Annotated in this window: 23 protein-coding genes and 1 pseudogene; 13 read left to right on the plus strand and 11 right to left on the minus strand. The window is 40.0% G+C overall.

The window, feature by feature from the left end; genetic code table 11:
* Window positions 1–164: 164 nt before the first annotated feature.
* Window positions 165–1,334, minus strand: coding sequence for a DcaP family trimeric outer membrane transporter (locus BG00_RS07430; protein WP_036981607.1), 1,170 nt, complete (start codon window positions 1,332–1,334; stop codon window positions 165–167).
* A 417-nt stretch (window positions 1,335–1,751) separates the two neighbouring features.
* Between BG00_RS07430 and acs the strand changes: the two genes are divergently transcribed.
* The 3 genes from acs to BG00_RS07445 all read left to right on the plus strand — a co-directional run bounded on the left by acs (window position 1,752) and on the right by BG00_RS07445 (window position 6,201).
* Window positions 1,752–3,692: an acetate--CoA ligase gene (gene acs, locus BG00_RS07435; protein ID WP_036981610.1), complete on the plus strand. Its 1,941-nt coding sequence runs from the start codon at window positions 1,752–1,754 to the stop codon at window positions 3,690–3,692.
* 92 nt (window positions 3,693–3,784) lie between these two features.
* A complete protein-coding gene (locus tag BG00_RS07440) occupies window positions 3,785–4,435 on the plus strand; it encodes a response regulator transcription factor (RefSeq protein WP_036981612.1) in 651 nt (216 codons plus the stop codon).
* A gap of 158 nt (window positions 4,436–4,593) precedes the next feature.
* Window positions 4,594–6,201, plus strand: a complete 1,608-nt coding sequence (locus BG00_RS07445) for an AbgT family transporter (protein WP_008111547.1) — start codon at window positions 4,594–4,596, stop codon at window positions 6,199–6,201.
* 489 nt (window positions 6,202–6,690) lie between these two features.
* On the opposite strand, the gene BG00_RS07450 is transcribed toward BG00_RS07445, so the two are convergent.
* Both BG00_RS07450 and purU read right to left on the minus strand, forming a co-directional pair.
* Window positions 6,691–8,577, minus strand: a complete 1,887-nt coding sequence (locus tag BG00_RS07450; RefSeq protein WP_036981613.1) for a membrane protein — start codon at window positions 8,575–8,577, stop codon at window positions 6,691–6,693.
* A 467-nt stretch (window positions 8,578–9,044) separates the two neighbouring features.
* Window positions 9,045–9,875, minus strand: a complete 831-nt coding sequence (purU, locus tag BG00_RS07455) for a formyltetrahydrofolate deformylase (RefSeq protein ID WP_036981614.1) — start codon at window positions 9,873–9,875, stop codon at window positions 9,045–9,047.
* A gap of 406 nt (window positions 9,876–10,281) precedes the next feature.
* Here purU and BG00_RS07460 point away from each other — a divergent pair, with 406 nt between their 5' ends.
* Both BG00_RS07460 and BG00_RS07465 read left to right on the plus strand, forming a co-directional pair.
* Window positions 10,282–11,949, plus strand: a complete 1,668-nt coding sequence (locus BG00_RS07460) for a methyl-accepting chemotaxis protein (protein WP_036981615.1) — start codon at window positions 10,282–10,284, stop codon at window positions 11,947–11,949.
* 298 nt (window positions 11,950–12,247) lie between these two features.
* Complete coding sequence (locus BG00_RS07465; protein ID WP_016899669.1) at window positions 12,248–13,600, plus strand: magnesium transporter; 1,353 nt, start codon at window positions 12,248–12,250, stop codon at window positions 13,598–13,600.
* Between the two features lie 80 nt (window positions 13,601–13,680).
* On the opposite strand, the pseudogene BG00_RS07470 reads toward BG00_RS07465, so the two are convergent.
* The 5 genes and pseudogenes from BG00_RS07470 to BG00_RS07490 form a co-directional block, all read right to left on the minus strand.
* Window positions 13,681–14,118 (minus strand): annotated as a pseudogene (locus BG00_RS07470) (GGDEF domain-containing protein); the annotation flags it as partial.
* A 106-nt stretch (window positions 14,119–14,224) separates the two neighbouring features.
* A complete protein-coding gene (locus BG00_RS07475) occupies window positions 14,225–15,058 on the minus strand; it encodes a mechanosensitive ion channel family protein (protein WP_016899673.1) in 834 nt (277 codons plus the stop codon).
* A 37-nt stretch (window positions 15,059–15,095) separates the two neighbouring features.
* Window positions 15,096–15,827 carry an LrgB family protein gene (locus tag BG00_RS07480; RefSeq protein ID WP_036981616.1) on the minus strand — a complete coding sequence of 244 codons (732 nt, stop codon included), beginning with the start codon at window positions 15,825–15,827 and terminating at the stop codon, window positions 15,096–15,098.
* Window positions 15,820–16,173, minus strand: a complete 354-nt coding sequence (locus BG00_RS07485; RefSeq protein WP_013465649.1) for a CidA/LrgA family protein — start codon at window positions 16,171–16,173, stop codon at window positions 15,820–15,822. Before BG00_RS07485 ends, BG00_RS07480 begins: the two co-directional genes overlap by 8 nt.
* A gap of 83 nt (window positions 16,174–16,256) precedes the next feature.
* The gene (locus tag BG00_RS07490; RefSeq protein WP_036981617.1) at window positions 16,257–17,048 is read right to left on the minus strand and encodes a crotonase/enoyl-CoA hydratase family protein; all 792 of its coding nucleotides are present in this window, start codon (window positions 17,046–17,048) and stop codon (window positions 16,257–16,259) included.
* Between the two features lie 289 nt (window positions 17,049–17,337).
* On the opposite strand from BG00_RS07490, the gene BG00_RS07495 reads away from it, so the two are divergent.
* From BG00_RS07495 to BG00_RS07505, 3 genes are read left to right on the plus strand one after another with little or no spacing between them, the layout of a single operon-like run.
* Window positions 17,338–17,658, plus strand: coding sequence for an HI1450 family dsDNA-mimic protein (locus tag BG00_RS07495; protein ID WP_013465646.1), 321 nt, complete (start codon window positions 17,338–17,340; stop codon window positions 17,656–17,658).
* Between the two features lie 46 nt (window positions 17,659–17,704).
* Window positions 17,705–18,517 (plus strand): DUF481 domain-containing protein, encoded by an 813-nt coding sequence (locus BG00_RS07500; RefSeq protein WP_036983399.1) that lies wholly within the window; start codon window positions 17,705–17,707, stop codon window positions 18,515–18,517.
* 26 nt (window positions 18,518–18,543) lie between these two features.
* Complete coding sequence (locus tag BG00_RS07505; RefSeq protein WP_036981618.1) at window positions 18,544–19,029, plus strand: hypothetical protein; 486 nt, start codon at window positions 18,544–18,546, stop codon at window positions 19,027–19,029.
* A gap of 41 nt (window positions 19,030–19,070) precedes the next feature.
* On the opposite strand, the gene BG00_RS07510 is transcribed toward BG00_RS07505, so the two are convergent.
* On the minus strand, window positions 19,071–19,556 hold the full coding sequence (locus tag BG00_RS07510) for an FKBP-type peptidyl-prolyl cis-trans isomerase (RefSeq protein ID WP_013465643.1): 486 nt from the start codon (window positions 19,554–19,556) through the stop codon (window positions 19,071–19,073).
* 11 nt (window positions 19,557–19,567) lie between these two features.
* Window positions 19,568–20,479, minus strand: a complete 912-nt coding sequence (gene ygfZ / locus BG00_RS07515; protein ID WP_036981620.1) for a CAF17-like 4Fe-4S cluster assembly/insertion protein YgfZ — start codon at window positions 20,477–20,479, stop codon at window positions 19,568–19,570.
* Window positions 20,480–20,631: 152 nt separating this feature from the next.
* Between ygfZ and BG00_RS07520 the strand changes: the two genes are divergently transcribed.
* Both BG00_RS07520 and BG00_RS07525 read left to right on the plus strand, forming a co-directional pair.
* Window positions 20,632–20,883 (plus strand): FAD assembly factor SdhE, encoded by a 252-nt coding sequence (locus BG00_RS07520; protein ID WP_013465640.1) that lies wholly within the window; start codon window positions 20,632–20,634, stop codon window positions 20,881–20,883.
* A 55-nt stretch (window positions 20,884–20,938) separates the two neighbouring features.
* Window positions 20,939–21,295, plus strand: coding sequence for a hypothetical protein (locus BG00_RS07525; protein ID WP_036981623.1), 357 nt, complete (start codon window positions 20,939–20,941; stop codon window positions 21,293–21,295).
* On the opposite strand, the gene nadB is transcribed toward BG00_RS07525, so the two are convergent.
* Entirely contained in the window at window positions 21,270–22,880 is a 1,611-nt protein-coding gene (gene nadB, locus BG00_RS07530) for an L-aspartate oxidase (RefSeq protein WP_036981625.1), read from the minus strand. The two genes, BG00_RS07525 and nadB, sit on opposite strands and share 26 nt — an antisense overlap.
* 245 nt (window positions 22,881–23,125) lie before the next feature.
* Between nadB and rpoE the strand changes: the two genes are divergently transcribed.
* Genes rpoE through BG00_RS07545 form a run of 3 tightly spaced genes read left to right on the plus strand, consistent with a single transcriptional unit; the run spans window position 23,126 to window position 25,281 of the window.
* Window positions 23,126–23,707, plus strand: coding sequence for an RNA polymerase sigma factor RpoE (rpoE, locus tag BG00_RS07535; protein WP_036983401.1), 582 nt, complete (start codon window positions 23,126–23,128; stop codon window positions 23,705–23,707).
* A 1-nt stretch (window position 23,708) separates the two neighbouring features.
* Entirely contained in the window at window positions 23,709–24,323 is a 615-nt protein-coding gene (locus BG00_RS07540; protein WP_036981627.1) for a sigma-E factor negative regulatory protein, read from the plus strand.
* A gap of 4 nt (window positions 24,324–24,327) precedes the next feature.
* A complete protein-coding gene (locus tag BG00_RS07545; protein ID WP_036981629.1) occupies window positions 24,328–25,281 on the plus strand; it encodes a MucB/RseB C-terminal domain-containing protein in 954 nt (317 codons plus the stop codon).
* The last annotated feature ends 3 nt before the right edge of the window (window positions 25,282–25,284 follow it).

Raw genomic sequence — 25,284 nt, forward strand, 5'->3', positions numbered from 1 at the left:
TCTAAATGAGAGTGATTTGCAATTGCGTTTGATGGATGTTTTACACGTCTTTGATATTTTTTAAGTAAAGCGCATGGGTTTGGTTAACTTGAGTTCTGGTTAAAAACAAAAAAAGCGGCCGAAGCCGCTCAGGAAGTAAATCAGTATTTTAATTGGTTAGGAAATTAAAACGCATACTTTACAGAAAATTGTAAACGATCTAGATCGCCATCTACGCCACTTTCAAGCTCGCGCTCGGCATGCTTAAACTCAGCACCAAAAGTTAAGCGTTTAACTGGTGAGTATAAAATGTTAGCACTGTAGCTTTGGCTTGATTTAGTTGGATCGCCCGTAAGGGCGAGTAAGTCAGTGTTGTTATCAGCACTGAAAAATGAATATAAGAAAGTTGAACGCCATTGGCTATTCCATTTATGCTGATACGCTACAAAGCCAGAGGTTGAATCAATCGCATCTAGGTCATCACCATTGAGAACCGCACCATGAGCTACGTTTAGACCCACATAACGACCTAGTCCTTTACCTTGGGTAAGCATAAATTTTAGATTGTCTTCACCAAGCTTCACCATACCCGATGCACTAACACCAAATGAGGTTTCATCGGCATCAACACCGGCTACTTTGTAGGTCAGTTGACGAGCAAGGGCTGTTACTACAAAGTTACCCCAATCAGCATTATGGGTGTAGCGTGCGGTAAAGTCAGGTAATGAGGCATCATCAGTCACGGCCATGCCACCGCCAGCTGTAGTAATTGTGCTTTCTGGGTTCTCTAACGAGAATGACCATGCACCCGTAGTGTATTTAACTTGAGTTTGGCGCACAAATACAGTGCCCTCAGCTGGGCCAACAAAATCAAGCGCTTCTGGTAATGCACCGACGTTTTGAAAGTTTGACCATGTTTGACCAAATAACCAGCCATCATATGAGATAAATGCATGGCGAATACGCGGAGAATATGAATTGGACACACGCTCGTTACCGCCTGGGGCAGAAGCTAAAAAGTCTAGTTCTATTTTAGTTTTAACCGTTTTGCCATTATCTAAAAGTGTAGACGTACCAAAGTTAAAGCGAGATTCACGCGCGTGCATATCAAATACAGCATCTGAGTTATTATCGCTGCCAACGGTTAATGTACTTGGTACATAAAAGTCACGGCCAACACTGGTGCCTGCAGGCGCACCTGCTGAGTAGTCACTCCACATTGCGTCGAGTTTAATGTATCCACCGTAGGTGAATTCGGTATCACCTATTTTTGCAGCTGTTGCGGCATAAGCCGTGCTTGTTAAAGCACATAATACAGCACTGGCTGCCAGTGTTTTAATTGGAGTAAATTTCATTGTTGCGTCCTTTTATAGGCTACTAGTTGTATGTTGTTTGCTTATGATATGTATTAATGTGTGTTACTTATATAGTACTAACAGATTGAATTTAATTATCTTTAATCTAATTTGTTAGTAAATACGAATTATTAATAAACAATCAAAGTTTTTAAATATTTAAACTACTGTTGTATATGTACACAATTTACTCAATCAACCATTAGTCTATTAGACTAAGGTTTAATAATTATTGAGTGTTCATATACTTTTATTTAATAGTATGTTTTTTATGTAAATAGAGTGTAGCCATAAGGGTTGTAGATAAGATAATCGTTGTTTGAACTCAGATACAACTAATGTCTAATATTTAATAGTGCACTGCTGAGTAATCCTTGATGAAAAGCCTAAGGCAAGTAATATAAATTGGAGACTAATATGTCACAAAGTATCTATCCAGTTCCTGCGCACATTAAAAACGCAGCGTTCGTCGATAATGAAAAATATAATACGATGTATAAACAGTCTATTGAGGACCCTGAAGGTTTTTGGGCTGAGCACGGTAAGCGTCTTGACTGGTTTACTCCATATTCAAAAGTAAAAAACACTTCATTTGACAAAGGCCATATTAATATTAAATGGTATGAAGATGGCTACCTTAATGCCTCTTATAACTGTATTGATCGTCACTTAAAAACAAAAGCGGATAAAGTAGCATTAATTTGGGAAGGTGATGATCCTTCACAAAGCGAAAATATCACCTACCAACAGCTACATGATGAAGTGGCAAAGTTTGCCAATGGTTTAAAAAAATTAGGTGTTAAAAAAGGTGACCGTGTAGCCATTTATATGCCAATGAGCCCGCAAGCTATATACGCAATGCAAGCTTGTGCCCGTATAGGCGCAATTCATTCAGTTATTTTTGGTGGTTTTTCACCGTCAGCTATTGCGGATCGTATTAACGACTCGGGCGCTAAAGTGGTGATCACGTCAGATGAAGGCCGACGTGCAGGTAACTGTGTGCCGCTCAAAGCCAATGTAGATGAAGCCGTATTACAAGATTCAGTCACCACTGTTGAACATGTAGTGGTACATAAACTAACATCAGGCGATGTTGATTGGCACGACCATGATATTTGGTGGCATGACTTAGTTGCAGATCAAGCGCCAGAGTGCGAACCTGAACACATGAATGCTGAAGACCCGCTGTTTATTCTGTATACATCGGGTTCTACAGGTCAGCCTAAAGGTGTGGTACATACCACCGGTGGCTATTTAGTCTATTCATCTATGACCCACGAATACATTTTTGATTTAAAAGACGATGATATTTTTTGGTGTAGTGCTGACGTTGGCTGGATCACAGGTCATAGTTATATTGCTTACGGGCCGCTCGTTAATGGGTGTACGCAAGTCGTATTTGAAGGCGTACCGACTTACCCAACAGCAGGTCGTATGGGTGAAGTGGTTGATAAACATAACGTGACAATTTTATACACAGCACCTACTGCCATTCGTGCATTGATGGCCAAAGGCGAAGAGCCGATTGCCAGCTCACATCGCGATAGCTTGCGCATTTTAGGTTCTGTGGGTGAGCCAATCAATCCAGAAGCGTGGACTTGGTACTTTGAGAAAATTGGTAAATCTAACTGCCCAATTGTAGATACGTGGTGGCAAACCGAAACCGGTGGCATCATGATTGCGCCATTACCAGGTGCAACCGATATGAAACCTGGCTCTGCAACTCGCCCATTCTTTGGTATTGCACCGGCATTATTTGATGCTGGAGGTAATACATTAGAGGGCGCTGTTGAAGGAAACCTAGTTATTTTAGATAGCTGGCCTTCACAAGCACGAACTGTGTATGGCGATCACGAGCGCTTTGAACAAACCTACTTTAGCGCTTATCCTGGTGTGTACTTTACTGGTGACGGTTGTCGTCGTGATGAAGACGGTGATTATTGGATCACAGGACGCGTTGATGACGTACTTAATGTATCTGGGCACCGTTTAGGTACTGCGGAAATTGAAAGCGCGTTAGTTGCTCATGAAGCTGTAGCTGAAGCGGCAGTAGTAGGCTACCCGCATGATATTAAAGGCCAGGGTATTTACGTTTACATAACTCCTAACGAGGGTGTAACGGTGAGTGATGAGCTAACAAAAGAGATCCGTAATTGGGTACGTAAAGAACTAAGCCCAATAGCATCACCAGATATGATTCAGTGGTCGCCAGGTTTACCAAAAACACGTTCTGGCAAAATTATGCGTCGTATTTTACGTAAAATCGCGGCAAATGAGCACCAACAGCTTGGTGATACCTCAACACTTGCGGATCCGTCAGTGGTTGATGAGCTAGTAGAAAATCGATTAAATCGTTAATTTCGCGTTAAAAGCTTGATTAGAAGTTGATTCTAAACGTAGTATATCGGCTGTTGTCTGTTGGATAGCAGCCGAATTTTTGGGAGTGAACAATGAGTCAGTTTTTAATAGCGGACGATCATCCGTTATTTCGTGAAGCACTAAAGGGCGCTTTGAGTGTAAAGTTTGCAGGTTTAGAAGTATTTGAATCAGCGGATTTTGATAGTACATTGAAGGTGTTAAGCGAACAAGAAGATCTTGATATATTACTACTAGATTTACACATGCCAGGTAACGGTGACTTATACGGCTTGATCCGTATACGTGAAGATTACCCAAGCTTACCTATTGCGGTGGTTTCGGGTAGTGAAGATGTAAATATTGTTTCGAAAGTTATGGGTTATGGGGCAATGGGGTTTATTCCTAAGTCATCATCATCTGACGATATTGCCAACGCAATTAACCAAATACTCGAAGGCGATACTTGGCTGCCAACCGAACTAAAAAGTAAAGTGGCTGAAATAGAAGGCGCAGATAGAGAAATTGCTGCACAAGTGGCATCACTCACTCCACAGCAATACCGCGTATTACAATATTTGCACGAAGGTTTACTGAATAAACAAATTGCGTACGAACTTCACATTTCAGAAGCCACAGTCAAAGCTCACATCACTGCCATATTTAGAAAACTCGGTGTTTATAATCGAACTCAAGCTGTTTTAATTGCTGCAAAACTACAACTAGAACCCATAGAGCAAGCTTAAGCAGACTAAATAAGAGGCGAGAGCCTCTTTTTTGTAACCCCATCACAACAAACCCATCAGTTAATTACCATGGGATAACAAGTCATTCATCTTTATTACATGACCTGCTCAGAAAATAATGCTAGGTTACGGGCATTTTGTAATTAAGAGAGCATGGTATGTCAGACTCAATGGACTCACCACACACATCCCAAGATGAAAATCAGGCCGCAAAGGGCGGTTGGTTTAATCGATTTTTAGCCACGGTAGAATTTTTAGGGAATATGCTTCCCCATCCAATTACCTTATTCGCGCTGTTTTGTATTGCCATTATTTTATTTAGTGGCGTTGCTGATTGGTTTGGACTTAGTGCTATCGATCCTCGCCCTGAGGGCTCTGCTGGGCGCGATCCAGATGGTGTAATTGAAGTAGTTAGCTTACTCAGTGCCGAGGGCTTACAGCGTATTGTAACGGGATTGGTAACTAACTTTACCAGCTTTGCGCCACTGGGCACGGTGCTAGTAGCGCTATTAGGTGTAAGTGTTGCCGAGCATTCAGGATTATTGTCTGCGGCAATGCGTGGCATGGTTATGGGTGCATCTAAACGCTTAGTTACCTTTATGGTGGTATTCGCTGCTATTTTATCAAACACAGCATCTGAGCTGGGTTATGTAGTATTGATCCCCCTAGCGGCAATGATATTTCATAGTTTAGGTCGTCACCCGCTTGCAGGCCTTGCTGCAGCGTTTGCTGGTGTATCGGGTGGCTATAGTGCTAACTTATTACTGGGTACTATCGATCCGTTATTAGCGGGTATTACGACGCCTGCAGCACAAATGATTGACCCAACTTACCAAGTAGGCGCTGAAGCGAACTGGTATTTTATGATGATTTCAGTATTGCTAATTGCTGTTTTAGGTACGCTTGTTACTGAGAAAATTGTTGAGCCACGTTTAGGTAAATATAACCCAGATGAAGCCAGTGAAGATTTAGCTCAAAATAATATTGCCGGTTTAACTGCCAAAGAAAAGTCAGGTTTGAAATGGGCTGGAGTTTCATTACTTGTTGTTTCGTTGTTGCTCGCTTGGACGATTGTACCCGCAGACGGTATTTTACGTAACCCTGAAACAGGTCTAGTTGCTCACTCGCCGTTTTTAAAAGGGATTGTTGTTTTTATTTTTGTTACCTTTGGTATTCCAGGTTTTGTGTATGGTCGAGTGGTTGGCACCATGAAAAATGATAAAGACGTGATCAATGCCATGAGCAAAAGTATGAGCTCTATGGGCATGTACATTGTATTAGTGTTTTTTGCTGCGCAGTTTGTGGCATTTTTTAAATGGACTAACTTAGGCACAATTTTAGCGATTAACGGTGCCGCGTTACTACAAGCTCTTAGCTTAACTGGGCCGGAAGTATTTGTACTGTTTATTTTGATGTGTGCTTTAGTGAACTTAACGCTAGGCTCATCGTCAGCGCAGTGGGCAGTAACAGCCCCTATTTTTGTTCCTATGCTGATGTTAATTGGTTATGCACCAGAAACAATTCAAGCGGCTTATCGTATTGGTGATTCAGTAACTAACTTAATTACCCCGATGATGAGTTACTTTGGTTTAATCCTTGCGGTTGCCACTAAATACAAAAAAGACATGGGAATAGGTACTTTGGTAGCCACTATGTTGCCATACAGCTTAATCTTCTTTGTTGGCTGGGTGGTACTGTTTTACTTATGGGTATTTGTTTTAGGTATGCCAGTAGGCCCTGGAGCACCAACGTATTACACACCCTAGTTAAGTAAGGTTTATTATATAGCTAATTATGAAAATACGACGGTTTTATTGCCATTAATAAACAGCTAGAGTATTACCAAATTGGTTTAATAACATGCCGCCTAAACAAAGGCTTCTTTTGGAGCTAATAATACAACTTTGGTTTTTTCTTCGCCGTGCAGTGCCTCTTTGACGTTAGCAGGAAACCCTTCGCAAAGTTATGATAAAAATCGCTGCGAGATTAGCCTGTGAGTTCTGCTCTCATAAAAAGCGTTGTGCATCTTTATCAACAAGGCCTAATAATATCTAAATTATACTGATTACAGAGTTTGGTAATTTTGGCTAAGCCTATATCGTCTGCGTATTAATTGGTTAGTGTATTACTTATTTTCCTCATCCCCTCCCTGTCTTTAATGCGCTTGCAGGGGGGAATTACATTTACTCAATGTGTAGAGAGGGGGATTTAGTGTGGAAAGATGCCACCTAATAATAAGGTGGCATATAGATAAGCTAGGTTTTTGGCTCAGACGCTAAATCGTCTTCCTGACGTAAAAAACCAGCGGCTTCCTCATCATCTTTGGTTAAAGCTGGCTGCATAGGCATAGCCCGTGTTTGCTGGTTTAACTGGTGCAGTTGAGATGCATTGCCTAAATCGCGTTCGCTAGTGATAGAGGCAATTGATTCTCGGTCTTTCAAAAATGCAATTACATCTTTTTTGATTGCTTGTAATTGACCTTCATCTTTATGCATTTCCATAATATGTCGAGGATGCTCGAGGTTTTTCATGCCTGTAGCTGCAAAGGTTGTAGAAACAATGCGCGAAACAATCACCCAAGGCGTTATGCTGCTACGTACCAAGGTATTTTCCGAGCGTGTGCTATCATGAATACCGGTGCCCGTTGATATTTTTGACTCAGTAAATGTACCCTCGCACTTGAAGTACACGAGTAAAGATTCAAATTGCATTTCAGCAAAAAATAAATGGGCACTATTGCTCAGCAGCTGAGCAAATGCTTTAACTAACATGCCGATAAGCAATAAATGAACACTTGCCATTAACAGCTCACTAAACTCAATAATATTTTTATTATTAAAGGCTTGTTCAATACTATTTATATTAGCAGCGTCAATATAGTGGTAAATATTAATAAAAGAGTAAGCAAGCAACACAGTAAAGGTAAGCGCTACAATGTAGAGTAAGTTACCACTAATTAACGCAACTAAACGAGAAAGGTTAAAGTGCTTACCTAAATCCATTGTGTGTAGTTTAGGCTGAATTTCTTGAATCATTTCGCCTTTAAACCCGCCTTTTCCTTCAATTTGCTCTTGTAGTTTAGGATCTAGCTCACGATAAACCCTATTAGGTACTTCTTTATAACGGCGATTAGCCATTACTAAGTTATCAAGATTTATAAAAATTTCATCTGGATGAACAGACTCTTGCCAATTTTCACGTAGTTCTGATACTTCAGCGCTTGGTGTCACTTCGTTTAAACGCGCTTTTATCATCACAAAAACAAGTGCACAACTAAGTGTAGCTAAAATAATAATGGCGGTTAAATAGAGGCCCGCGTTAAGATTGGGTAATTGCTCAAGCCAATTGTCTATTTGTTGTTTGCTTATGCGCTGTTCCTGCATTATCCACGACATAGACAGGCCTATAGCAATGGGCAATATAAAGGATAAAGAAATGATTTTAGCAAGAGCACCAGTACCTAAGGCTTCAATATTTTTCTCTGCATTACGTGAAATAGGTTTGCCAGAAGAGCGCCAAGAAAATAGCACATAAAACATTAATATGGCACTATATATTGGAAAAGCTAGTTCGCCAGCTTCACCGGTAAAACCAGACAGTGACACAAAGGCGACCAATGCGTAAGCGATAAGAGCAACCAGTGTGCTTATCCATGAGCCAAATAAACGTTGGGCAACATTACGTATTGGGTAGGGTAAAAATAATAGTTTTGGTACTAAACTATGTAGCAAACGCGATAAAAAGCCATTTGGTTCTTTAAAAGTACTGTTTTTGCGACCAACAAGCATTTCTTCTAATGTTTGCGCAGTGTAGGCTACCTCGTTTTTTTCTTCTTGTGCAGTTGAGGTTTGTGACTTACTAAAATTAAACGCCAACGATGTCGGGTGGTTTCTACCTACGAAGTACTTAAGCGTTGCATAAATACCACCTGATAAAGTCCGAATTCCTAGGGCGAGTATTAACATACCAAATATCATTAAGATCCAACCTGCTGTTGCATCTTCTTTTACAGAGCTAGACGCGATAACAAGCAAGCTGATGCCAACAACAGATTCAATAAGCCCTCTTATTGCTTTTACTTTACCTTCCAGTTTGAAAGGGTTTTTTAGTCCAAGATCGATTGATCCGTAATCAAAAGCCATCAAATGCTCCTCATAAATAGTAACCCTAAAAAGGGAATATCAGCATAGCTAAAATAATGCATACATTATTGCTTAATTTCTGATTATATATCAATAATATTGTTCAGCTTAAGGTTACTTGAATATGATAAGTTAAATCTCTTAAAAGTTGTTATTGCTTAAAAGGGAGTATAGTAAATAACCTGGTATTTCAGCTAATCCATAAAGTGAATGGTTTTGCCAAGAGGAAAATTGCATATTTTGGCCGTGGAAGTTGATAGTAAAGGTCGAGTAAAATAATGATATAAATCTAAAAAAAGGCTCTATTTTCGGTTCTATTAGGTTGAATTTACTTGCAATAGAAAACAGCTGATACGTAAATTTACTTTGTTTTAATAAAGTCTCTTAATCAATGTTCAGGTTTAGTTATATTGGATAAACAAATGCCAGCTTGTTAGCTGGCATTTTTAATAGTTATATAAAGCTAATTATGAAAATACGACGGTTTTATTGCCATTAATAAACAGCTTATGCTCTGATGCTAGTTGCAGTGCTTTACAAAACACCGTTTTCTCTACATCTTTACCCATTTTAGCCATCATCTCAGCTGTATTCGCATGAGTCACACTCGATACGTCTTGTAAAATAATCGGGCCTTCGTCTAGCTCATTATTAACAAAGTGAGCCGTGGCACCAATAATTTTCACACCACGTTCAAATGCTTGGTGATACGGTTTTGCACCAATAAAAGCAGGTAAAAATGAGTGATGAATATTAATGATTTTACCCTCAAAACGACCCACAAATTCAGGGCTTAAAATACGCATGTATTTAGCTAGGCCAATAATGTCAGGGTTATAGCTGGCAATTAAGTCACCGACTTTTTCGTCGTGCTCACTGCGCGTAAGTCCTTCATGAGAAACCACATGAAAAGGAATATTAAACCCTTTCACTAGAGGCTCTAGAGTAGGGTAGTTAGCGATAACGGCGAGTATCTCTATGTTTAGAGCTTGTTCAAATTGCTTTAATAACATGCCGCCCAAGCAATGAGCTTCTTTTGTGGCTAATAGTACCACTTTGGTTTTTTCTTCGCCGTGCAGTGCCACTTCTGCGCCAGCTGGTAATACGTCGCGAAGTTGTGACAAAAACTCAGCATGTGGTTCGCCTGTAAGCTCTGTGCGCATAAAAAAGCGTTGTGCATCTTTATCAACAAATTCGTTGTTACGAATAATATTTAAATTATGCTGATTACACAGTCCGGTAATTTTGGCGATTAAGCCTATATCGTCTGCGCATTGGGTGGTTAGTATATAACTCATTTTCCTCATTCTTACCCAGTGGTTAGTTGCTTCATTATTTGTGTTTTAACTCAGAAAGCAAGACCTTTGTGTGATGGCCAATGTTTAATTTTAATTTACGCTAAGATAGCGTTAGTAAGGTTAATTTAGCTTTGAGTAAGTTTAACAAATTGTGTTCTAGTAGGGATTTAAAACAAGGAACTAAATCAGTTGTTTATTACTATATTTATACTATTGCCTAGTTAAAAAGTTGTTTCTAGTGTGCTTTACTAGCATACGAGTATATTAAATTGCGAATTAACTCTGTTTGTGCTTAATTTGTATACAAGTGTGGCGCTGTTGTCAGTAATATAAACAATGGAAACTTAGCTGCTAAGCGGCTGCAAAATAAAAAGCTTAATGGCTTATAATGTTAATTGGAGAAATAATGGGTAATTTAAGCTTAAAAAACAAATTGCTATTGTTGGCTGTTTTACCATTGATAGTATTACTAATCAGTTTTATGGCGGGCTCTTATTATTTAGAGAAGCAGAATCAACAGCAAAACTTTAATGAGTTCAAAACTAAATTAATTGCTGATAAACAGACTCTATTAAAAACAGAAATAGAAATTGGTTCTCAAATAGTGCAATACCAATTAGCACAAGGTAATGAACAAGACGCAAAAAATGCGTTGCGAGATTTAACTTTTGGCGAAGATGGTTACTACTTTATTTATGATACCGATGGTATTAGTGTTTTTCATGCATTCCTGGGTGATGCAATAGAAGGTCAAAATAAAATAGGGATGACCGACCCAAACGGTAAAAAAATAGTGGTTGGCCTACTTGAACAAGCGCGTAAGGGCGGTGGCTCGTTTACTTATCATTTTCAAAAGCCCAATACCACAGGCTTAGTCGAAAAAATTGGCTATGCTGCCATGATCCCAGGTACTAATTGGATGATTGGAACTGGCACTTATATGGATGATATTGAAGCTGAGCTGGTAAAGTATCAAGCAACTATGGAGCGCCATTTAAGCGAAAAAATGACCACTTTGGTTTTAATATCACTTCTGCTTCTTGGTTTAGCAGCAGCCGGTGCGTTGTATGCTTCTAACAATATGCTAAAACCGATCAAACGTATGGTGCAAAGCTTAGATGATATTGCTAAAGGGGAGGGGGATTTAACCCGACGCTTAGAAATAGATACCCATGATGAAATTGGTCAGTTAGGTGAATCTTTCAATGTATTTGTGAGCAAGCTACACAGTATTATTGCCGGCGTGGTTGATGTAACAAGTGACGTTAAAACAGCCTCCTCAGATATTAATACGCAAACATTACTGATAGAAGACAAGTTATTAAAGCATAACCATGAAACCGATTTAGTGGCAACGGCGATTACCGAAATGTCAGCAACCTCACATGAAGTTGCGCAAAATACCACACAAGTTGCGGTATCAACGCAGGCGGCAACAAAAGAAGTGGCTAATGCGCAAGATTGTGTGGATGTTTCATTGAGTGAAGTTTCAAACTTAATGGGCGAAATTAACCAAGCCGCAGAGCAGGTTAACTCGTTAAGTGAACAATCTAAAAAGATTAATAGCGTATTGAGTGTCATAGGGGGGATTGCTGAGCAAACTAACTTACTGGCATTAAATGCGGCAATTGAAGCGGCACGCGCAGGTGAGCAAGGTCGTGGGTTTGCGGTGGTGGCTGATGAAGTTAGAAGTTTAGCGAGCAGAACCCAAGATAGCACATTAGAAATTAATGAAATGCTTAGCGAATTACATAACTTAGTTACTGCGGCTGTAGGAGCCATGCAAGCGAGTCAACAAAGCTGTAACCGCTCTGTAGAGTCTTCACGCGCTATATCTGAAAGTTTAGGTGCGGTTACTACATCGGTAACAACAATTAACGATATGAGTACACAAATTGCCACCGCAGCTACTGAGCAAAGTAGCGTTACAGAAGAGATAAACCGTAACGTTTATGCAATTCAAGAAATTGTGAATGAATTAACGCAATCGAGTAAAACGACCTCTTCGGTAAGTCAGCACTTAGCGGGACGAGGTCAAAACTTAGGTGATTTAGTCGGTCAGTTTAAAATATAAATAATATTTAGCTATTAATTGCTTTTAGAAGCCGTGACTTATTTAGTTACGGCTTTTTTTTGCTTTATTTTTAGCTAAAGCGCAATAGTTTATAGCCTGCTACATCTATAAATATTTAACAGCAAAGCGATTTTTTAATATTTTTATTAGCGACTAATGTACACTATAAGGGTCTGTTGATCTTTTGGATTGAAACGTGTTCAACCTCGAAAGACAAACAGATCCTAGCTAATCTCATTAATAAGTACTTACTTATTACAGTAAATTTATAGTGAAACGACTATTTTAGGGTTTTTAAATGATAGAGTATCCGGTTGATCAGTTACCACAACTCATAAATGACTTATTGCAGTGTGATACCACTGAGCGCAAAAATAAATTACTAATAGATGCTCAGCAAACTTTATCAACTGAGCACTTATCTTTATTGTTTGAGGCGATCCCTAAAGAGCAGCGTCTTGAAATTTGGCATTTATTAGATGAAGACACGCAGCACGAAATTTTTGTTAATTTAAGTGAAGATAGCTGTTTATGGTTACTACAAACACTAGATGACAGTGCCGGATTTAAATTATTAGACGAAGTAAATGTTGAAGAGCTACTTGAGTTAGAAGAAGTTATTCCACAACGTTTTATTGATTACGCTAAAAAACAACTCGATGAAGCACAAACTAAGCAATACGAACTGGCTCAGCAATATACGCCAGAGCAATTAGGTCACTGGATTGGGTTTGATTTTTTAAAGGTGTCAGACAAACTCACTGCGGGTGGCGCTAAAAAGCTGCTACACAAAGGCTTACCGCAATACAGCGAAGTTATTTATTTGGTGAGCCGTAAAGGTAGCTTAATCGGTGAAGTTGCGGTTAATGATCTGATAAAAGCGCATGATAACGAGAGTTTAATGACGCTAGCTAATCATGACTTTACCTCATTGCACGCAGACCATGATTTATATGAAGCCGCTGAAGTAGTTATTCATAGCGAGAAAATGGCCATGCCCGTGGTTAATGCCGATAACAAATTAATAGGGCGTTTAACCATTGCATCAGCTTATGAGTTACGTCAAGAAATAGCCGACGAAGCGGCAGCAAAGGCCGGTGGTTTACGAGAAGACGAAGACTTATTTGCCAGTGTTCGTAAAAGTGCTAAAAACCGTGGTATTTGGTTAGGTATCAACTTAGCAACAGCATTTTTAGCCTCGTGGTTTATCGGTTTGTTTGGCGCAACTATAGAGCAAGTGGTGGCACTTGCGGTATTAATGCCTGTAGTGGCGTCAATGGGCGGTATTGCCGGTAGCCAAACCTTAACGGTTATTGTACGAGGACTGGCTCTGGGTCAGGTTACTGACTCAAACCGAAACGCATTACTTAAAAAAGAGCTGCGAGTAGGGGCGGTAAATGGCTTGGTGTGGGCATTAGTGATTGGTTTGCTAACCTTTGTATGGTTTAACGATATTATGCTCAGTATAACCATTACCGTGGCAATATTACTTAACTTAGTGGCAGCATCGTTGGCGGGCGTAGTGATCCCCTCTATTTTAGATAAAATGAAAATTGACCCTGCGTTGTCGGGTTCAGTGATTTTAACCACAGTCACTGATATTGTCGGCTTTGTAACCTTTTTAGGGTTAGGTAGTTTGTTATTACTCTAATTTTTAAGCTAAACGCCAGTTCCATGGAGTGGCGTTTAGTAATATATAAAATAATAGCATTACAAGCCCGTTAGAATGTTTTAAACAACAGTACTTGTTTTATTTCTACCTTCGGTTTTTGCGCGGTACAAGGCTGTGTCTGCGGCGCACAACAGCGCCTCGTAGGTGCGATATTGACTATTATGCTCACAGGCAATCCCTTGGCTCACACTAACTTTAACCTCTGGTGGTAGGCCTATATCTGTAAATGTCATCGCATTAATTTGTTGTTGTACATGCTTGGCAACAATCGTAGCACTTTTTATATCGCAACGCGGTAAAATAATAGCAAACTCCTCACCGCCATATCTCGCAGCCAAACACTCTCTTGACGGAATACAATGCAAAAGCATTTTTGCAATTTTTTGTAAGCATTTATCACCTTTAATATGCCCATAGGTGTCGTTGAATTTTTTAAAGTGATCTACATCAATCAATATGCTGGTTAGAGGTTGTTTGCTTTGAATACTTTCTTGCCAGTCGCCTAAATAAAAAGGTGATTGATGCATAAGGACTCGTTATTATTTTATTTGTAAGCACGCTTAATTAATTTAATATGATTTTAAATCATATTAAGGTTTTTATTTATTTTAGGTCGCTTTTATTAAGCGTAACAATGCGTTGTGGAAACGGAATTTCAATATTGGCATCGTTAATCGCTTTATACACACCGCCATTTATAGCGAGTTTAGTTTCAATAATTTTAGTGGTGGGCACCCAATAACGATAACTAATGGTGACGCCGCTATCAGCAAAACGTTCTATACCAATTTGTGCATTAGGGTGTTTAGCTACGAGTTCGTGATTGACTAATACGTTTTCAATAAGGCTTATCGCAGTATCACTACAGGCACTGTAGGCTATGTCTATTTCACCTTTTACCAGTGAATAATTAAATGAGTTATGCAGAATTTCGCCAACAATATGCTTGTTAGGAATGGTTATTTCTACTTTTTCTTCATTAATTAATATGGTGTGCCCCAGCTCAATTACTTTTACTTGGCCACTAACGCCTTTTACTTCTATGGTATCGCCAACCACAAATGGCCGCGTAGCAATAATAGCAAGCCCCGCGCCATAATTAGAAAGCATACCTTGTAACGCTAAGCCTGCGCCTAATGAGGCGGCACCTATTGCAGCTACAAATGGGGTTACACTTATGCCAATTTTACCAAGCGCAATAATGATCACCATAATGATCAGTAGTACTTTTACAACATTACTGACAAAATTAGTCAGGGTGATATCAATGTTGTGGCGGGTCATTAAGTTTGCGACAACTTCGGCGAGCTTTTTAGCGACCCACAGGCCAACGAGTAGAATAAAAATAGCGCCCACTATTTGCATACTGTAGGTAACTAAATACTCGGTAAGTAGGGCGTAGTACTTTTCAAATTGCTGAATTTCGGAACTGATCATGTTGGGCTCTATTTTTAGCGATACTGTTATCCGCTTACTATAACAAAGTGTTAACTAAAATTGGATATAATAGTGGTACTATCACTGCGGTTAATAATGCACTGAGTGCCATAGCCACTGATGAAAATGCGCCTATTTTTGGGTGTTCGGCAATAGCTGCCGCCGTACCAATTGCATGGCACGCGGTACCGATTGCAATTCCTTGTGCCTCAAAGTTATAAATCTTAACTAATTTGAGCAATATAAAGCCAAACAAAGCCCCCAATAAACCAATAAAAATAACCATGGCAGCGGCAAGTGAGCTAATTCCTCCTAATGAGTCAGTAACCAGCAGTGTGATAGGGGTTGTTACACTGAGTGCCGCAACAGAGGCGCTCAATTGTGAGGGCACAGCAAATAAAATACTTAATACAAAAGCCACTAGTGTGGCGTTAACAATACCTATACTGCAAGTAGCGACAATTAATAGTAAGTTTTTACGTACGTGCATAAATTGCTGATAAAGCGGCAAGGCTAAAGCAACAATGGCCGGCTCTAATAGCCAACTTAATAACTGACTATGTGAGGCAAATTGTGAATAAGGTAATTTAAGGTTAACTAACAGTAGGGCAATAATGCCAATGCTTAAAAAAACAGGGTTGGTTAATGACTTTAAAATACTCTGATTTATTCTAAGATTAACCGCTCTTAGCGCAATAAAGAGAATAATAATAAATGGCACGGTTAACCACCATAGGCTGGGGGTTATGCTGGTGGTTAAGTTAGTCATTATTAGCTCTACCTTTAAAATAGCCCACTAGGCTTGCCACTAAAATTAAACTACTGAGTGGGACCAATAAGATGACCGCAGTTAAGAAAGGCCAATGTGATTTAATTAGCCCTAAATGTTCTATAAAACCGACGCCTGCAGGAATAAAGAAAATAGGCATTACATTCAAAATAGGTGATGCACAGGGGGCGAGTTGATGTTCTTTAACTATGCCTAATAACAGTAACGTTAGCAGCAAAACCATGGCGAGTAGAGGAGCAGGGAAACTCGCATCAAGAAGATGCATAATGAATTTGCTTGTTGCTAAGCACAATAAAATAATTGCGCTACTTAGTAGGTATTTCATTAATTTGGCTCACTAGAATAGAAGAGCCTAACTTTAACAAATAATGCTGTTATATGCATTGTGTCTTAGTATTATCATCAATGTTACCAGCGCTTGGCGTTTGTAAACTCAATATCAGCTTTCCCTTTAGCTTTAGCAATGGCTTTTTTAGTATTAGGGTTGATCAGTAAGCGAATTTGGCTCCATGTTTCTTTAGCGAGTATTTTTCGAACAGGGGCTTTATAGCTTTGTTGAGTTACACGCTTTATTGCAGCTAATGTGTCAGGTGAACGCGCTAGCAGTGTATCAAGCATCTCTTTAGTTGCTTTATCTGTATCGTCGGTTGTTTTGGTTACTAAACCTAGTTCAAAAGCATGTTGTGCGTTTATTGGATTTGCGTGACTTGCTAACCAAAGCGCTTGGTCGCGTTTTACTAAGCCTGAAAGCATAACATTAGCGCCCATATCTGGGCATAACCCCCAGCGCGCTTCCATAATGGCGAGTTTGGCATCGTGGTGAACAATTCGGTAATCGGCACCCAGTGCTATTTGCAATCCACCCCCAAGGCAATTTCCGTTTATTTTGGCAATAACAGGCACACTCAATGATTGCCAACCAAGTACTACTTTTTGCGCTAAATTTTGATTACCAGGAAGCCATTTAAATAGAAGTTTTATAATATTCATTGGCGAGGCCATAACCGCGTTAATATCAAGCCCTGCACAAAAGTGTTCGCCTTTACCGGTTAATACAACCGCACGAATACTTGCATCTTTTTTAATATTTTTAATCACCTTGTTAAGCTCAATAAACATAGTAAAGCTTAAGGCATTTTGTTTTTCTACTCGATTTAATGTGACGGTGGCAATGCCCTGTTTTTTTTCTAGTTTTATCATATCGCACTCCTCTGACCTGTTACTTGAGCTTATGTTTTTATTCGTGCTAAGTAAAGTGGGTGAAGATGAATAAAAAACAAAGTGAATTTTTTAATGCAATTGCGGTCTTTTATCTTTCAAGGCAGATTTAATCTTGAAAGGCTAGCAGACCCTAATGCTAACCAATCCATTAATATCTATAAGTATTAGGTAAAAGTAAAAAAGTCAGTATTTAACGTGTTTTTTTATCAAAACACTAACAACTTTTGATATTATGGCGCCAACTTAAAAGCTCAGAGGTTAACCACTTATGTCAGGTCCACGTTTATTTACGGTAGAAGAAGCAACCCATCAAGCTTATGATATTTTTTTGGAGCTGGCTCCCAACAACCTGAGTGATAAAGATGTTGAAGAATTTAACCTGCATCGTGAAGAACTTGGCTTTATTGAAGAAGATGAGCCCGATGAACAGTGGCAAGATTTTGTTGCACTAGAAATAGAGCCTGAGCATTTTATTCAAGTATTAGTGGGCCTCGAGTTTGATAATGAAGACGTCTTATTTGCGAAAATTTTAATTAGCCGTGATAAAGACGCGCCTTTTTGCCATATTTTATGGAAAGAAAGTGAATAACTTTTTCGGCCCCTTTTCATTATTACCATTTGCAAGAGAATGTATTTTGCGAAAGTACGTTGTATTACTGCTTTTATTATTTAGCTCCTACAGCTGGGCAGTGGATCCCTTTGAAGATTTTCATCAATATGGGGAGCTCTCCGATGAAGAAATTCATGAGCTACACAAAGGCGAAGTACTTTATGGTGATACCGAGTTTGGTTTTATTTTAAGTAAAGGTAATACCAACTCAACCAGTTTTAAACTCAAAGGTAATCTTTACCAAGATTTTGAAAACTGGCGTAATCAATTCAAAATAGATTCCTTATACAAACGTGACGAAAATGAAGAGACGGGCCAGTCGGATGTTACGGCTAATCGCGTGTTTGTTTCTGCGCAGGGTAACTACAAGGTAGGCGTTAAAAATTCGTCTTTCTTTATTTATGGCGATTATGAAGAGGATGAATTTAGCGGTCTTGATTTTAAAAGTACGGTGGCGACCGGCTATGGTGCACGTATTTATCAAGGGATTAAAAACAAAGTAGATATAGATATTGGCCCTGGTTTATATCGCTCCGTTGCTGATGATGAGTCGACAATAAGCGAAGACGATAAAGACAAAATGGGTTACTTGTTACGTATTGCCATGCAATGGGAGAGGTTGGTATCTAAGCGTACTCGATTTAATCAAGACATTAGTATAGAGCAGTCTTTATCTGGGCTTAACTCACGGTTAAAGTCAGAAACGGCCTTAATTAGCCAAGTGGTTGGGGCTGTATCGCTCAAGTTTGCTTATATGTACCGTTATAACTCTAAGCCTGAAGAAGATAAGCTTAAATATGATTCAGAGCTCAGCGCAACGTTAGTATACAGTTTTTAATTTTTTAACTTTTAATTGAGAGTGTTATGTATCAGCATAAGCAGTATGCGGTATTTATATTTGTAGTATTGGCATGGATAGGTGGGTTTGTTGCACTTGCATGGAATTTAATGGGTGCCGATGTGCCGTTAATGGTATTTGCAGGTATTTTATTGCTGGTGGGTTTTTTATTTCATGGTTTAACCATTAAAGTTGATGAAGCCCATCTTAGCTGGGCATTTGGTCCAGGCGTTGCGGGTCAAAAATTAGCACTAGAGGACATAGTTGACGTAAAAGCAGTACAAAACTCTTACCGTCACGGTATTGGTATCCGCATTACGCATGATGGTTGGATTTATTCAGTATCAGGCTTTAGTGCCGTGCAATTAACGCTTAAAGATGGCAGCCAATACCGCTTAGGCACTAATGACCAAGCAGGATTAGTTGCTGCGCTTGAAGATAAAATAATCCCAGGCGAAGCACCTGCAGCAGAGCATCAAGTTAAATTACGTACGCATAATAATATGCTATAAAAAAAGCGCCTGAGGCGCTTTTTTTATTACTGGATTAGGGTTTAGTGGTCGTGACCACAACCGCCTTCACCATGTACATGGCCATGTTCAAGCTCTTCAGCCGTTGCATCGCGTACTTCTAAAATCTCTACATCAAAATTGAGCGTAATACCAGCGAGTGGGTTGTTACCATCAACAATCACTTCTTCGTCTTGAATATCGATGATCATGACTGACTGGTCGCCGTCATCGGTGGTTGCACGAAATTGCATGCCCACTTCAATGTCCATGCCTTCAAACATTGATTTTGGCACTGCTTGCATTAGGTGATCATGACGCTCACCGTAACCTTCTTCAGGTTCAACTTTTACACTTAGCGTATCGCCAGCTTGTTTGCCTTGCAGCGCGTTTTCAAGTCCTGAGATCAGGTAACCCGTACCAACGATAAAAATTAATGGCTCACCGCCAAATGAGTTATCAATGGTATTGCCGTCATTATCTAGTACAGAGTAATGCATTTTTACCACTTTATTTGCTGCAACGATCATAGTCATTCCTATTATTCATCTTCAAGAGAGTAAGGTAGAGGCAGAATGTTTAGCTCTACCGAAGGGGTATGTTTTGCACGAAGAACCTGAGCGGTGTCAGTATCGTTTGGCAACACAACTAAGCCAGTTAAAGTGTGTGTTTTTTCATTAAAGCTTTGCGCAATAAGTTTGCCCGCGCGGCGCCAGTTTTCACCTAACTGGGTTTCGATATCGGGTGCATCGAGCAATCCTTCACTTTGCCCTGTAACGATATACATGGCACGTTTATTTTTACCTAAGTATTTCATACGTGCGACGGTTTCTTGGCCGGTGTAGCAACCCTTTTTAAAACTGATGCCATTGATGGCTTGAAGGTTAACCATTTGCGGCACATATTCATCAATTGCATCAACGCTTAACTGAGGCTCACCAGCTAGCAGTGAGGCCTGTTGCCACATAGCGTCGTTGTCGAGGGTAGATACTTCATCAGGTAAGCAAAATTGGCTATCAACCATAAGTAAAACGCGGTTTGGCGCAAGTTTAAGGGCTTTGCCGTTAGCAAAGTCGCATGCTGTGGCATCGTCACTAAAGTGAATATCAAGTTGCGTAAGCAAATCAGTTAGGTCATCACCTAATAAACCAATTAATCGCTCTGGGGCTTTATTAATTTCAACTTTTGCAAATACAGCGTATTTTTTTAACTCAGCCAGTGAGCGTTCTACTTCAGCACTTGATCCGGTTAAATAATAGTTTTGCTGGTAAGAAAATAGCTTAAATACACCCCACAGCTTACCTTTTGCGTTACAGTGACCTGTCCACAAAAAGTTGTTGTTGTTGATTTTATTGAGATCTTGAGTGATTTGTCCGTGTAGGTAAGATAATTTATCTGTGCCTGAGAGGCTAATAACCTGATGTGATAAAGGACATGCATAAACCAGAGACATAAACACCTTCTTTGCAATAACAAATGAAACCACATAATAACGTAGTTAAAGCCGATGGTACAGCCACCAACAAGCGTTGTTTTTTTATAATTTAGTGCTGTTAAATTAACGTGCATTTGTTAAACTCGAATTAATTAAATATGAGGTTTAAGATGGTTGAAATACATAGTAAAGCACGTATCCGTTGGGCTTGCCGCCGTGGCATGTTAGAACTAGATGTTTTGTTTATGCCGTTTGTTGAAGAAGCTTATGATTCGTTAGATGCTAAACAGCAGGCGACTTTTCAGCGCTTATTAACACAAGAAGACCCAGATTTATTTGCTTGGTTTATGGGCCATGAAAAATGTAAAGACGTTGAGCTAAACAGTATGGTTGAGCTAATTTTAGACCGAGTTCGTGTATAGGTTTTTCGTTACAAATAATAAGACAGACCACAAACAGATTGTGGTCTTTTTTTGTGTGCTAACTTTAATATTATGCTTATTTACCACTTCTATTTTGGCAACTCTTTTTTGCATTGCACTTAATATTGTTGCTGGCATTATCGTTTGGCGAAAAATCGTGGCTGCTCAGCCAGAGCAGGGCGTTATATTATTAGAGCCAAATCAATTTCGTTTTGAGAGTGAAAAGCTGCTAATTCAAGGGGTTATTGGTAAGCAAAGCCGATTACTTGGTCGCAGTGTGTGGTTGTATATTAATGGCCTTAGTGAAAACTATTGGCTGATTATCTCAGCCAATAGTGTTGATGAGCAAAGCTACGCGCGTTTAAAACGCGCAACACTTGCGGCAATTAATTGCGCTTTGGAGTCAAAATAGTGGGCGTTGGATTTTCGTTTTGCCCTGGGTAGTCAATGGTAAAGTGCAGTCCGCGACTTTCTTTACGTTCCATAGCACTTCTAATTATAAGCTCAGCTACTTGAACTAAGTTACGTAACTCAAGCAAGTTATTACTCACTCTAAAGTTCGCGTAGTAATCGTGGATTTCTTGCTGTAATAGTTCAACACGATGAAGCGCGCGTTCAAGTCGTTTGGTTGAGCGCACAATCCCAACATAGTCCCACATAAATAATCGCAGCTCATGCCAGTTATGGGTGATCACGATTTCTTCATCTGAGTTAGATACGCGGCTTTCATCCCAACTAGGTAAATCAACCAGTGCAGGAGCGGTCTTTATTTTACTCAAAATGTCTTTTGCTGCAGCATGGGCAAATACAACGCACTCTAATAATGAGTTACTTGCCATACGGTTAGCACCGTGCAGCCCTGTGTAAGCCACTTCACCCACAGCGTATAAATTAGCTAAGTCGGTTTTGCCATTAAAGTCGGTCATAACGCCGCCACAGGTATAATGTGCTGCGGGAACGACAGGGATTGCCTCCTTGGTGATATCAAGCCCTACGCTTAAACATTTGGCGTAAATCGTTGGGAAGTGTTCAATAATAAAATCTTTGTCTTTGTGGCTAATATCTAAATATAAGCAATTTGCACCAAGGCGCTTCATTTCAAAATCGATAGCGCGCGCGACTATATCGCGCGGGGCGAGTTCTTCTCGCTCATCAAACTCTTTCATGAATCGCGTGCCATCTGGGCGTTTTAAATAGGCTCCCTCACCACGCATTGCTTCGGTAATTAAAAAGTTTTGCAATTCAGGGTGATAAAGACTGGTTGGATGAAATTGATTAAATTCCATATTAGCAACGCGACACCCTGCACGCCATGCCATGGCAATACCATCACCGCTAGAAACATCAGGGTTAGAGGTATAAAGGTATACTTTACTTGCGCCACCCGTTGCTAGGGCAACAAATTTAGCGCCAATTGTTTCTACTTTTTTGGCTTTTTTATTCCACACATACATGCCATGAACATGTGAACCCATTTTGCCAATACTTTTATCGGTAATTAAATCAATCGCGTTGTAATGCTCTAACAAGGTGATATTGCTGTGTGCTTGAACTTGGCTAATCAAGGTTGTTTGCACAGCTTTGCCTGTGGCATCGGCTGCATGCAAAATGCGTCGGTGGCTATGCCCGCCTTCACGAGTTAAATGAAAGCGCTCTTTACCTTTGCTATCAAACTCCATATCAAAAGGCACGCCTTGGTCAATCAGCCATTGCAGGCAGTCATGAGCATTGCTGGCAGTGTAATGAACCGCCTCTCTGTCGCATAAACCGCCACCGGCGTCTAAGGTATCTTCAACGTGAGACTCTATACTGTCATTTTTTTTATCAAAAACAGCGGCAATTCCGCCTTGGGCATAAAGAGTAGAACCTTCGGTTAATTCACCTTTACTAATTACGGTAACGTTACAGTAATTAGCCAAAGATAAAGCAAGTGATAAGCCTGCTGCGCCGCTACCAATAATAGCGACATCGGTAATGTGATGTTTATTTTGGTTCATCTGTGAGGTACTTTGCGGTTACAATGCTCAGATAGAGCAATATTTATTTTTAATACTTATAGTTGTACCATATTTGTAGCACTACCACGAAGTGGTTTTAGCGTATAAATACGTAATTTTTTAGCTATTTTATAAAAAAACAATATGAAGCAGAACTTTTTATTCATCTAAGGGTCAGAGTAGGTGTGAACAATGGCGACACTATGAATAATAAGCAAGAATCAATCAGAGGAGTACCGGCTCGAATGAGCGAGCAGGAATTAGATTTAGCGTTAGTGAAAAGGGTTCAGCAGGGAGATAAAAACGCCTTCAACCTATTAGTTAAGAAGTATCAGAACAAGATTGCCGGTTTGATCTCACGTTATGTATCAAATAAGGGTGACATTGCTGATGTAGCACAAGAGGCGTTTATTAAAGCGTATCGTGCCCTTCCTAATTTTCGTGGTGACAGTGCTTTTTATACTTGGCTTTACCGTATCGCCGTTAATTGTGCTAAAAATTACTTAGTGGCTCAAGGGCGTAAACCGCCAGCAAATGATATAGATGCTGACGATGCCGAGTTTTATGAGGGTGCTGATTCAATGCGTTCAAACGCATCACCTGAAAATTTACTATTAAGCGAAGAAGTACGCGCTGTTATTTTTAATACGATTGATAGTTTGCCTGAAGAGCTTAAAACCGCGATTACCCTTAGAGAAATTGAGGGGATGAGCTATGAAGAAATAGCCGTGGTGATGGATTGCCCTGTCGGGACGGTGCGTTCGCGTATTTTTCGTGCCCGTGAAGCAATTGATAACAAATTAAACCCATTAATAGGCGAGTCTTAGTATGACAAAAGCACACGTTAACCGCTTAGATAACGAATCGTTATCAGCATTACTTGACGGTGAGCAAGCATTAAATGATGCCGAGATTGCATCTGCTGATGTAGCTACATTTGGCCGTTACGCGTTAATCGGTGATGCAATGCGAGCTAAAGAAAACAACAAAAATATGGATTTTGATATTAGCGATCGCATTTCATTAGCACTTGATAGTGAGCCGGTTTATGCAGACTTTAGCCAGTCTGAAAGTGTGGCAAAGCCGGTAAGCACTGAAGCCGACAACAAAGTCGTGGCGTTTAATTGGCGCAAGCCGGTTGCGCAGTTAGCAATAGCAGCTAGCGTGGCAATGTTTACTATTGTTGGCGTGAACACCTTGCCGCAAGGTGAAGATGCTGTGCAAAACGAAATTCCTTTATTACAAACCACGCCGTTAACCGGCATGGCATCGCCAGTGAGTTATTCATCAGCACCGGCGCTAGAGAACGCAGAGCAAGGCTTACGAGAGCTTCAACAGCAACGTATTGGCGCTCTAGTACTTGAACACCAGCGTCAAGCACGTGTGGCTCATTCGTTGAAAACTGCGAAAACAGATGAAACGTCGCAAGAGGAAAAAAACTAATTAGATGAAAGTAATAACTTTTGTTATGTCGTTGGTATTAAGTTTTAATGCTTTTGCCAATGACACAAACCCCGCTAAAGATTTACTGCTTGAAATGGCCAGTGCAGTTCATACACGTAATTTTGATGCCTCTTTTGTTGTTGTTAAAGGCAAAAGTATGGAGCCCTACCGTTGGGTGCATGCTAAACAGGGGGACGTTGAGCTTGAGCATTTGAGTTTACTCAACGGTGCTGGCCTTGAAATGATCCGCATTGACAACCAAGTTACCTATTTTGAGCCACAATCAGAGCCGTATTCGTTAACAACCGACTCAATTGCCGGCCCTATTCCTGAAGTGCTTTTTAAAGATATTAACCGCTTAAGTACGCATTATGATTTTGTGCTTGGTGGTAAAGGCCGTATTGCTGGGCGTCCCGCGCAATTAGTTCGAATTGAATCTAAAAACGAAGACAAATACAACTATTGGATATGGATTGATACTGAGTCGTCGTTATTATTAAAGGCGGCGTATGTTAATCATCAAGGTGAAGCGCTTGAGCAATTACAGCTCACTCATATTAGTGTGACTGAGCAACCGGCAAACTTATTATTAGAAGTGCTTAATCGTAACTTTCCAACCCCATTACCTGCCAATTCAATTGACGAACAAACTAAAGCGAATGCCATGAACTGGACTATTGGCTGGTTACCTGAGGGGTTTGAATTACTTAAGTCAGACAGGCATAAGCTCGACTTAAATAATGAATTAACAGACTATTATTTATTTTCTGATGGGTTTGTTGAAGTATCGGTGTTTGTACAACGACCACTACCGGGTAAGCGTTTAAGCGGTGCCCTCACCTCAGGGGCAACTACGATTTATGTACACAACGGCGGAAATTTTGATGTCTCTGTGGTGGGAAACATTCCAACCATGAGTGCCAAAGCCATTGCTGAGTCTGTATCGCGGGCGTTATAAGTA

Origin of the sequence: Pseudoalteromonas sp. SCSIO_11900, from assembly GCF_000576475.1 — a bacterium.
GTDB lineage: Bacteria > Pseudomonadota > Gammaproteobacteria > Enterobacterales > Alteromonadaceae > Pseudoalteromonas > Pseudoalteromonas tetraodonis.

Coding starts and splice junctions, on each gene's coding strand:
- BG00_RS07480 (WP_036981616.1), bottom strand. CDS start 15,827: ATGACTAACTTAACCACCAGCATAACCCCCAGCCTATGGTGGTTAACC.
- BG00_RS07545 (WP_036981629.1), top strand. CDS start 24,328: ATGAAAGTAATAACTTTTGTTATGTCGTTGGTATTAAGTTTTAATGCT.
- BG00_RS07520 (WP_013465640.1), top strand. CDS start 20,632: ATGGTTGAAATACATAGTAAAGCACGTATCCGTTGGGCTTGCCGCCGT.
- purU (WP_036981614.1), bottom strand. CDS start 9,875: ATGAGTTATATACTAACCACCCAATGCGCAGACGATATAGGCTTAATC.
- acs (WP_036981610.1), top strand. CDS start 1,752: ATGTCACAAAGTATCTATCCAGTTCCTGCGCACATTAAAAACGCAGCG.
- rpoE (WP_036983401.1), top strand. CDS start 23,126: ATGAGCGAGCAGGAATTAGATTTAGCGTTAGTGAAAAGGGTTCAGCAG.
- BG00_RS07465 (WP_016899669.1), top strand. CDS start 12,248: ATGATAGAGTATCCGGTTGATCAGTTACCACAACTCATAAATGACTTA.
- BG00_RS07475 (WP_016899673.1), bottom strand. CDS start 15,058: ATGATCAGTTCCGAAATTCAGCAATTTGAAAAGTACTACGCCCTACTT.
- BG00_RS07485 (WP_013465649.1), bottom strand. CDS start 16,173: ATGAAATACCTACTAAGTAGCGCAATTATTTTATTGTGCTTAGCAACA.
- BG00_RS07440 (WP_036981612.1), top strand. CDS start 3,785: ATGAGTCAGTTTTTAATAGCGGACGATCATCCGTTATTTCGTGAAGCA.
- BG00_RS07495 (WP_013465646.1), top strand. CDS start 17,338: ATGTCAGGTCCACGTTTATTTACGGTAGAAGAAGCAACCCATCAAGCT.
- BG00_RS07490 (WP_036981617.1), bottom strand. CDS start 17,048: ATGATAAAACTAGAAAAAAAACAGGGCATTGCCACCGTCACATTAAAT.
- BG00_RS07460 (WP_036981615.1), top strand. CDS start 10,282: ATGGGTAATTTAAGCTTAAAAAACAAATTGCTATTGTTGGCTGTTTTA.
- BG00_RS07510 (WP_013465643.1), bottom strand. CDS start 19,556: ATGATCGTTGCAGCAAATAAAGTGGTAAAAATGCATTACTCTGTACTA.
- BG00_RS07450 (WP_036981613.1), bottom strand. CDS start 8,577: ATGGCTTTTGATTACGGATCAATCGATCTTGGACTAAAAAACCCTTTC.
- ygfZ (WP_036981620.1), bottom strand. CDS start 20,479: ATGTCTCTGGTTTATGCATGTCCTTTATCACATCAGGTTATTAGCCTC.
- BG00_RS07445 (WP_008111547.1), top strand. CDS start 4,594: ATGTCAGACTCAATGGACTCACCACACACATCCCAAGATGAAAATCAG.
- BG00_RS07430 (WP_036981607.1), bottom strand. CDS start 1,334: ATGAAATTTACTCCAATTAAAACACTGGCAGCCAGTGCTGTATTATGT.
- BG00_RS07505 (WP_036981618.1), top strand. CDS start 18,544: ATGTATCAGCATAAGCAGTATGCGGTATTTATATTTGTAGTATTGGCA.
- BG00_RS07540 (WP_036981627.1), top strand. CDS start 23,709: ATGACAAAAGCACACGTTAACCGCTTAGATAACGAATCGTTATCAGCA.
- nadB (WP_036981625.1), bottom strand. CDS start 22,880: ATGAACCAAAATAAACATCACATTACCGATGTCGCTATTATTGGTAGC.